The organism is Niallia endozanthoxylica (assembly GCF_008710145.1).
GTDB lineage: Bacteria > Bacillota > Bacilli > Bacillales > Cytobacillaceae > Bacillus_BD > Bacillus_BD endozanthoxylica.
Window position 1 is genome coordinate 87653 of sequence record NZ_VYKL01000030.1, and the last position, 7904, is coordinate 95556.

Below are 7904 nucleotides of genomic sequence, written 5' to 3' on the forward strand. Positions count from 1 at the left end.
GTCTCGGGCCAGATTGCCCGATTGCCAGAGAGTTTTTTCATAACTACTGTCTTACCAATAACTCTGAACCATACCATTTCCTTTTCCATTAACTCTCCCCCCATCGAAGCAAAATAAAAGACCCTTACCAATAGTCAGGGTTTAATTACACACGGTAATCAACCCTGACTATTGGTAAAGGTCTTGCTAACAACTTAAATAAGCTGCCAACAAAGCCGGGAGCTGAACTCCGGAATGACGACTTTGCTGTAAAAGCTACTCCCCTTTTGGGATACTCTTATTCTGATAAGGTAATCATAAATAGTCTTTGAGCAAATGTCAAGAATATTCTCTTTTTCTCTCAAAAAAGGAGTTTTAAAAAAATCATTTTCATAGTATAATATTATAGTTTGAGAAACCTCAGGCACGTGGTTCGAGAACCTCCCACGATAAAAAACTAAGGAGAGATCATCATGAATATCAAAACCATTGCAGTAAATGGCATTGTCGCAGCACTATATATTGCTGTTAGCTTTGTCATCCAGCCTTTTGGCTTCACGAATGTTCAATTTCGTGTATCCGAGATGTTCAACCATCTCATCGTATTTAACAAGAAATTTATTTACGGGATTGTCCTTGGTGTTTTCTTAACCAACCTTTTCTTTTCACCAATGGTCGCCTATGATCTTGTTTTTGGTGTCGGCCAGTCGATTGTTGCACTATTAGTGACAATCTTCTCCATGCGTTTTATTAAGGGCATATGGGCGCGTATGGCTTTTAATACGATTGTATTCACCTTTACCATGTTCATCATTGCTTTTGAACTTAATTTGGCATTCGGGCTTCCATTCCTGTTCACATGGCTGACGACAGCTGCAGGAGAACTCGTTGTCATGGTTGTTGGGGCACCAATCATGTACGCTATTAATAAGCGGGTAAACTTTAATAAATTAATAGAAACATCCGTTTCTATTGCAAAACATAAAGTTATATCACAATAAGACTGACATTACGTCAGTCTTTTTTGCTTGCTAATCAATCTTTGTCAAGACTATAATAAAAAGACCGAGTGCTGGGAACACTCAGTCTTTTTAGACTATTTTTAGGTAGAGTACATTTGTTTGTACTCTTTTATTTTTTATAGACTTTCGTCAATTGCCTTAACCATTTCTTTTACAGAAGTTATTCCGCCGCCTGATAAGTACCAAACATTTGGATCAAGGTAAACGATACGATCTTCTTTGTAAGCCTTTGTTCCTTTGATAAGGTCATTGTTCAATACTTCTTTAGCAGGACTAGTTTCCTGACCAGTCGTTACAACAGCTCCGCGGTCAACAACGAATAAGATTTCAGGATCCTTTTCAACAATATATTCAAATGAAATACTTTGACCATGAGTAGAGACCTCAAGATTTTCATCAACAGCCTTTACACCGAATACATCATGAATGATACCAAAGCGTGATGCTGGACCATATGCACTGATATTTCCTTCATTAATTAACGTAACTAATGCTTTTTCCTCTAAAGCTGATGCTTTTTCGTTCAACGCTTTAATGCTTTCATCAACTTTCGCTAATTCCTCTTTTACTTCTGCTTCTTTATCAAAGATTTGACCAAGGATTTCAGTATTTTCTTTAAATGATTCCATGTACTTAGTTGTATCGACACCTAGATAAATAGTTGGAGCAATTTCTTGGAAATCTTCATATAAATCTTGTTGTCTTGCGGAGATAATAATTAATTCAGGCTGTAGTTCATTAATTTTTTCAAAATCCGGTTCTTTTAAAGAGCCAACACTCTCATATTCATCAGAAGTGTATTTTTCAAGGTGGCTAGGTACTGTACCTTCCTTTGGTAATGCTGTCACTGCATCAACACCTAATGCATCTAATGTTTCTAATACTCCAAAGTCAAACACAACAACATTTTCAGGATTTACTTTTACAGCTGTTTCACCTAAAAGATGTTTAATTGTAATTTCTTTTGCTTCAGCAGTTTCTGTTTCTTTCGGCTCTGATGATTCAGTATTTTTGCTTTCTTCTGTTGATGAATCCGAGCTGCATGCAGCTAACAAAAGAACAAAGATTGCTAAGATAAAAACTGTTAATTTTTGCTTCATTTCTACACCTCTAAGTAGTTTTATATTTTTGTATATGTTTATGTTTACAGCTCGATCGTACCCTTCTCCCCATGATTATAGCCTTTCAGAAAGGATGCGCGCATCTACCCTCATGGTTTGAGAATATTTCTCATTCGATTGCAAACAAAAATACCTTATGCATAAAAAACACAGATTTTATTATTATCGATATACTCAATATTAATATCCATATCATAAATATCCTTTAATACAGATGGTTTAATAATTTCATCTGTTGAACCTTCTTTAACCACTTTTCCATCTTTTAGTGCAACAATATAATCAGAGTAACAGGACGCAAAGTTAATATCATGGATAACGATAACAACGGTTTTTCCAAGCTCATCCACAAGTCTGCGTAATACTTTCATTATTTGAACAGAGTGCTTCATATCTAGATTGTTCAGTGGTTCATCAAGAAGAATATATTCGGTGTTTTGCGCAATAACCATGGCGATATACGCCCGTTGTCTTTGCCCTCCACTCAGTTCATCAAGATATTTCTCTTGCATATCTTCAAGCTCCATATAATGAATGGCTTCATCAACATATTCCCAATCTTCTTTTGTTAGACGGCCCTGCGAGTAGGGAAAGCGCCCAAAGGAAACAAGCTCTCTAACTGTTAAGCGGACATTAATATGGTTGGACTGCTTCAAAATGGATATTTTTTTCGCCAAATCATTGCTCTTACAGGATGACAACTCTTTATCATCGATATGAATAATGCCTTCATCAGCTAAAATCAAGCGGCTGATCATCGATAATACGGTACTTTTTCCCGCCCCATTTGGACCAATGAACGAAGTAATCTTTTTCTTTTGAATTTTCATCGTTACCCCGTCCACCACTTTTTTTGTTCCAAACCGTTTTGTCAAATTTCTAACACTTAACATCTCTTCTCCCCCTCACTAGGCTTTTCTTTGTTTTAATAACAGATAGATAAAGTACACTCCGCCAATAAAATTAACGATAACACTTAAGGTTGTCGAGAAGGTGAATACCCGCTCAACGATTAACTGGCCGCCGACAAGAGAAATAATACTAACTAAAATGGAACCAAATATTAAAAATGAATGCTTATATGTGTTGAATAATTGATAGGTGACATTGACTACTAATAAACCAAGAAACGTAATCGGACCAACAAGTGCAGTTGAGATGGAAATGAGAATGGCTACAACGATAAGGAGCCGTTTCACAATTCGATCATAATCAACACCTAAATTAATTGCCTGTTCTTTTCCTAAAGAAATAACATCCAAATATTTCGCAAATTGAAGGAAATAAAGAGTTACAAGGATGATTAAAATAAAGGAAATGAGCAGCAAATCACCATTGATATTATTAAAGCTCGCAAACATTTTATCTTGAATTCTCATAAACTCGTTTGGGTCAATCAGTACCTGCATAAAGGACGTAATACTTTGAAAAAAGGTACCAAAGATAATTCCAATCAATAAGAGAAAATAAAGATTATTACCTTCTCTTTTAAAAATAATTTTATAGAGAATTCCAACAAACACACCCATAAGGGCAATCGAGATAAAAAAGTTTATGTTTTTACTCATTAGCGAATTCATTGAGCCAAAAGCAAAAATCAATACGGTTTGTATCAGCATATAAAGTGAATCCAAACCAATGATACTTGGTGTAAGAATTTTATTATTGGTAATCGTTTGGAAGACAACTGTTGAAAAGGCGATAGCTGCTCCGGTTAGTACCATGGCTGCTATTTTTTCTGTCCTTTTCGACAGCACATAGTCCCAAGATCCCTTTATATCAGTAAACAAAAAGATGGCAATGAGAATGGCTGTTGCAAGAAGTAGTATTCCAATTTTTGTCCAATTACGCATACGCCTTTCTCCTCAATAATAAGTAGATAAATACACCGCTTCCAATCACGCCAACTGTTAACCCGATCGGAATTTCATATGGATAGATAATCAAGCGGCCGAATATATCACAAGCTAGAATAAATACGGCACCAAGTAATGCGGTGTGTGAAAGATTCTTTTGTAAATGATCTCCATTATAGATTGACACAATATTCGGGATGATTAATCCAAGAAAAGGAATCATACCTGCGGTTAAAATGACTACTGCTGACATCATGGCCACCAGACTCAACCCGATATTAACAACCTGTTTATATTTCAAGCCGAGATTGACGGCAAATTCTTCGCCCATTCCGGCAACTGTAAACTTATTTGCAAAAAGATAAGAAATCAAGACAAGCGGGATACTAATATAAATGAGCTCATACTGTCCTTTTACTGTCATGGAAAAATTCCCTTGGAGCCATGCTGTCATGTTTTGGATTAAATCATTTTTATAAGCAAAAAAGGTAGTCATAGAAGTTATGATATTACCAAACATTAACCCTACTAAAGGAATAAATACAGCATCTTTTAATTTCACTTTATCTAATATCTTCATAAAAATGAACGTTCCAAGTAAGGCGAAGACGAATGCCAAACTCATTTTTACCATAAGACCCGCAGCAGGAATAAACATCATCGCGATAAGAATTCCAAATCTAGCTGAATCCTCTGTACCTGCCGTTGTCGGCGATACAAATTTGTTGTGGCTTAGCTGCTGCATGATTAGACCGCTTATGCTCATAGCCACACCCGCAATAATAATACTAACTAGACGCGGTACGCGGGCTGAGAAGAAAATAGTGGCTTCTTCTTCAGTCATTCGGAAAATATCAAACGGTGAAATGCCTGATACACCAATGAACAGCGATATGCATGATAATAGGACAAGTAATATGGCTAGGTATCTTTTCTTCATCTGTAATCCTTACTCTCTTCTTGTGACATGAATATGTAGCTCTAGATAGTTAATAATGAAATTCATTATCAACGAAAGGTAATCATTTACTTCAAATGAAGCCGATTATCATTTGAAGTTTTAAAACATATTGTTAATGAGAAACATTATCAATGTTAGCAAAAAAAATAATTCTTTCACTGATTTATGAATAAATGAGACTCATTATCACTTTAATTTAAATAAAAAATAAATCATTTGAATGAGATTAATTATCAATTACTCTTTATAATTAAAATTCTAACATTTATTTGTCCTATGTCAATATATTCTATAAAAATTTTCCAGATTACAGAAAACGTTTTCAATAAGGGAACTCTATTAAAGATTTATTTTATACTTTTATACTAAAAAAATAATAGATGCTTTTCGTTTGGTGAAAACGTTTAGGACAACTTTTTAGCAGTTACGTATACTATATCAGACACGTTTTTCAAAGATTATTGAGAAGTGATATTTACTGTATTAGGGCCCCTGAAAGGAGGTGTTTCATTGACTCAGTTCACCTTTTGGTTTACCGTTTTTTCATTTTTGTTAACGATGCTTCTGATTTTCTGGCGACCGAGAGGAATAAACGAAGCCATTCCTGCAACACTTGGTGCCATTCTTATCTTCCTGTGCGGCGCTGTTTCGATAGCAGATATTAGTGTTATCGGGGAAAAAGTCACTGGTGCAGCCATTACCATTCTGGCAACGATGATTATGGCTATCGCAATGGAGAGTATCGGTTTTTTTCAATGGGTAGCGCATAAATTATTAGAAGCAACAAAAGGTTCAGGTCGCCGCCTGTTTTGGTTAACCAATCTTCTTTGTTTCTTAATGACCCTTTTTTTGAACAATGACGGCAGTATTCTTATTACCACTCCCATATTACTTCTACTATTAAAGAAATTAGGCATGAATGATAAACAGAAGCTGCCTTATTTAATTAGCGGAGCCTTAATTGCGACCGCATCCAGTGCGCCTATTGGAGTTAGCAATATCGTGAACTTAATTTCTTTAGAGATTATTGAAATGGACCTCATCCACTACACACTCATGATATTTGTTCCAGGTACCTTAGGATTACTCCTTCTCTCATTCCTTCTCTATTTCATTTTTCGAAACACTTTACCCGTTTCAATTGCACCAATCACTAGAGATGTTCCTAAGCACTCTGCCTTGGAAAATACTGGACAACCCAACAATTTTCTAATGCTTGCTGTTATTGCCTATGTATTTCTTGTCCGAATTTCCTTATTTGTCGCAGCTTATTTAGAAATATCCGTCTCCCTCGTCGCTACTCTAAGTTCCCTTCTTCTACTATTATGGCGCTGGGTATATTTAAAAGTGAGCCCTATTGATTTATTGAAAAAGACACCATGGCACATTTTTATCTTCGCGTTTACCATGTATGTCATTGTGTACGGTTTACAAAATATTGGATTGACTCGTTTGCTCATTGACTATCTAGAACCAATGGTATCAAGCAGTCTTTTTCATGCAAGTATGATTATGGGGACTGTATTAACTGTGTTATCTAATATTTTCAACAATCACCCTGCATTAATGATTGGTACCTTATCATTGACACAAATGGGACTGGATCCAATCACATTGAAAACCATTTATCTCGCCAATATTATCGGAAGTGATATCGGGGCCCTATTACTGCCAACGGGAACATTAGCCACCCTAATATGGATGCATATTTTAAGGCAGCACCATGTAAAAGTGTCCTGGAAGGATTACTTAAAAGTAACGATTAAGGTCATTCCAATTACTGTCGTTTTCACCCTGATTATCCTCTATATTTGGATTGAGTGGATTATTCATTAAATAAGAAAAATGTAAGAGTTTATCATGCACCTAAAAAATTCCTTTTCTTTTGAAAAGGAATTTTTTCTTGAGCTTCTTTGAAATTATTTATTATTGTTGTTGCTGCTGTCTTTGTCGTTGTCATTTTTGTTATCATTTTTATCGTTATCGTCTTTGTTATTATCGTTCTTGTCGTTATCATCCTTACCATTATCGTCATCGAATAAATTCTTAGAACCGCTGTCTTTTCTGTCAGACTTCTTGTTAAACCAATCATTAGATCGTTTACAAGACTTTGAATCATCTTTATTATTATCTTTATCATTATCTTTATCATTATCTTTATCATTATTTTTATCATTATCATTATCTTTATTGCCCTTACAATCTCTGAATCTGTCCATCCCGCTGCAGCGGCAGCATTTTTTACAACCCTTGCAATTGCAATCCTTGTCTTTATCTTTACCGTTACGACCGCCTTTTTTTCCATCCTTACAATCGCAATCTTTATCTTTGTGTTTACCATCATGACCAGCTTTCTTTCCACCTTTATGGCCATGTTTGTCCTTGTCTTTATCCTTTTTCTTATGACCCGAACTGATGCTGCGAATATGAAATGGATCCACTCGGATAACTTCTTCATTATGAGCAAGCTTATAAAAACCATCTTCTACAAAAAGGACTCCTTCAATGGCCTCAGGACCGCCGCGATTAATGGCAATCCACTTATTCTCCAACTGCTGAAAGACTTCAAATAAATTATGTGCATCAATCATCTTGTCTTTCATTTTCTCTTCATTGCCCTTAAATGGTTTAGAAGACAGGCTTACACTTTTCACATGATGGGTATTCACATAAACAAGGCCGTCATCTTCCGTAAATATCGTTAAGAAATCATGTTTAACCGATAACAACTTTCCATGAATTGACTCAGGACCACCCTGGTTTAGTTGGATGACCTGTTGTTCCATTTTCTTTAACAGATTACGAAAATTTTTCCCCGATAAGAAGTCAGCTTTTTCCTTTTCTTTGTCTTTGTCTTTGTCTTTGTCTTTGTCTTTGTCTTTGTCTTTGTCTTTGTCTTTGTCTTTGTCTTTATTTTTGTCCTTGTCTTTATCTTTTTGCTTATCTTGGTCTTTGTCTTTGTTTT

At 35.6% G+C, this 7904-nt stretch carries 7 protein-coding genes and 1 riboswitch; of the genes, 2 read left to right on the forward strand and 5 right to left on the reverse strand.

Going from position 1 to position 7904, the window contains the following annotated elements:
* Positions 1 to 401: 401 nt before the first annotated feature.
* Positions 402 to 446, forward strand: a riboswitch (PreQ1 riboswitch).
* Positions 447 to 452: 6 nt separating this feature from the next.
* Positions 453 to 980 carry a QueT transporter family protein gene (locus F4V44_RS19090; RefSeq protein WP_150441614.1) on the forward strand — a complete coding sequence of 176 codons (528 nt, stop codon included), beginning with the start codon at positions 453 to 455 and terminating at the stop codon, positions 978 to 980.
* 137 nt (positions 981 to 1117) lie between these two features.
* Here F4V44_RS19090 and F4V44_RS19095 read toward each other — a convergent pair whose 3' ends face one another.
* The 4 genes from F4V44_RS19095 to F4V44_RS19110 form a co-directional block, all read right to left on the reverse strand.
* A complete protein-coding gene (locus F4V44_RS19095) occupies positions 1118 to 2101 on the reverse strand; it encodes a siderophore ABC transporter substrate-binding protein (protein ID WP_150441615.1) in 984 nt (327 codons plus the stop codon).
* Positions 2102 to 2256: 155 nt separating this feature from the next.
* Positions 2257 to 3015: an iron ABC transporter ATP-binding protein gene (locus tag F4V44_RS19100; RefSeq protein WP_150441616.1), complete on the reverse strand. Its 759-nt coding sequence runs from the start codon at positions 3013 to 3015 to the stop codon at positions 2257 to 2259.
* 15 nt (positions 3016 to 3030) lie between these two features.
* A complete protein-coding gene (locus tag F4V44_RS19105; RefSeq protein ID WP_150441617.1) occupies positions 3031 to 3975 on the reverse strand; it encodes an iron chelate uptake ABC transporter family permease subunit in 945 nt (314 codons plus the stop codon).
* Positions 3968 to 4918 carry an ABC transporter permease gene (locus F4V44_RS19110; protein WP_150441618.1) on the reverse strand — a complete coding sequence of 317 codons (951 nt, stop codon included), beginning with the start codon at positions 4916 to 4918 and terminating at the stop codon, positions 3968 to 3970. The genes F4V44_RS19105 and F4V44_RS19110 overlap by 8 nt, the downstream gene beginning before the upstream one ends.
* 579 nt (positions 4919 to 5497) lie before the next feature.
* Between F4V44_RS19110 and F4V44_RS19115 the strand changes: the two genes are divergently transcribed.
* A complete protein-coding gene (locus tag F4V44_RS19115; protein ID WP_150441624.1) occupies positions 5498 to 6775 on the forward strand; it encodes an arsenic transporter in 1278 nt (425 codons plus the stop codon).
* 83 nt (positions 6776 to 6858) lie between these two features.
* On the opposite strand, the gene F4V44_RS27520 is transcribed toward F4V44_RS19115, so the two are convergent.
* On the reverse strand, positions 6859 to 7904 hold a 1046-nt coding region (locus tag F4V44_RS27520; RefSeq protein ID WP_191090774.1), incomplete at its 5' end, for a hypothetical protein.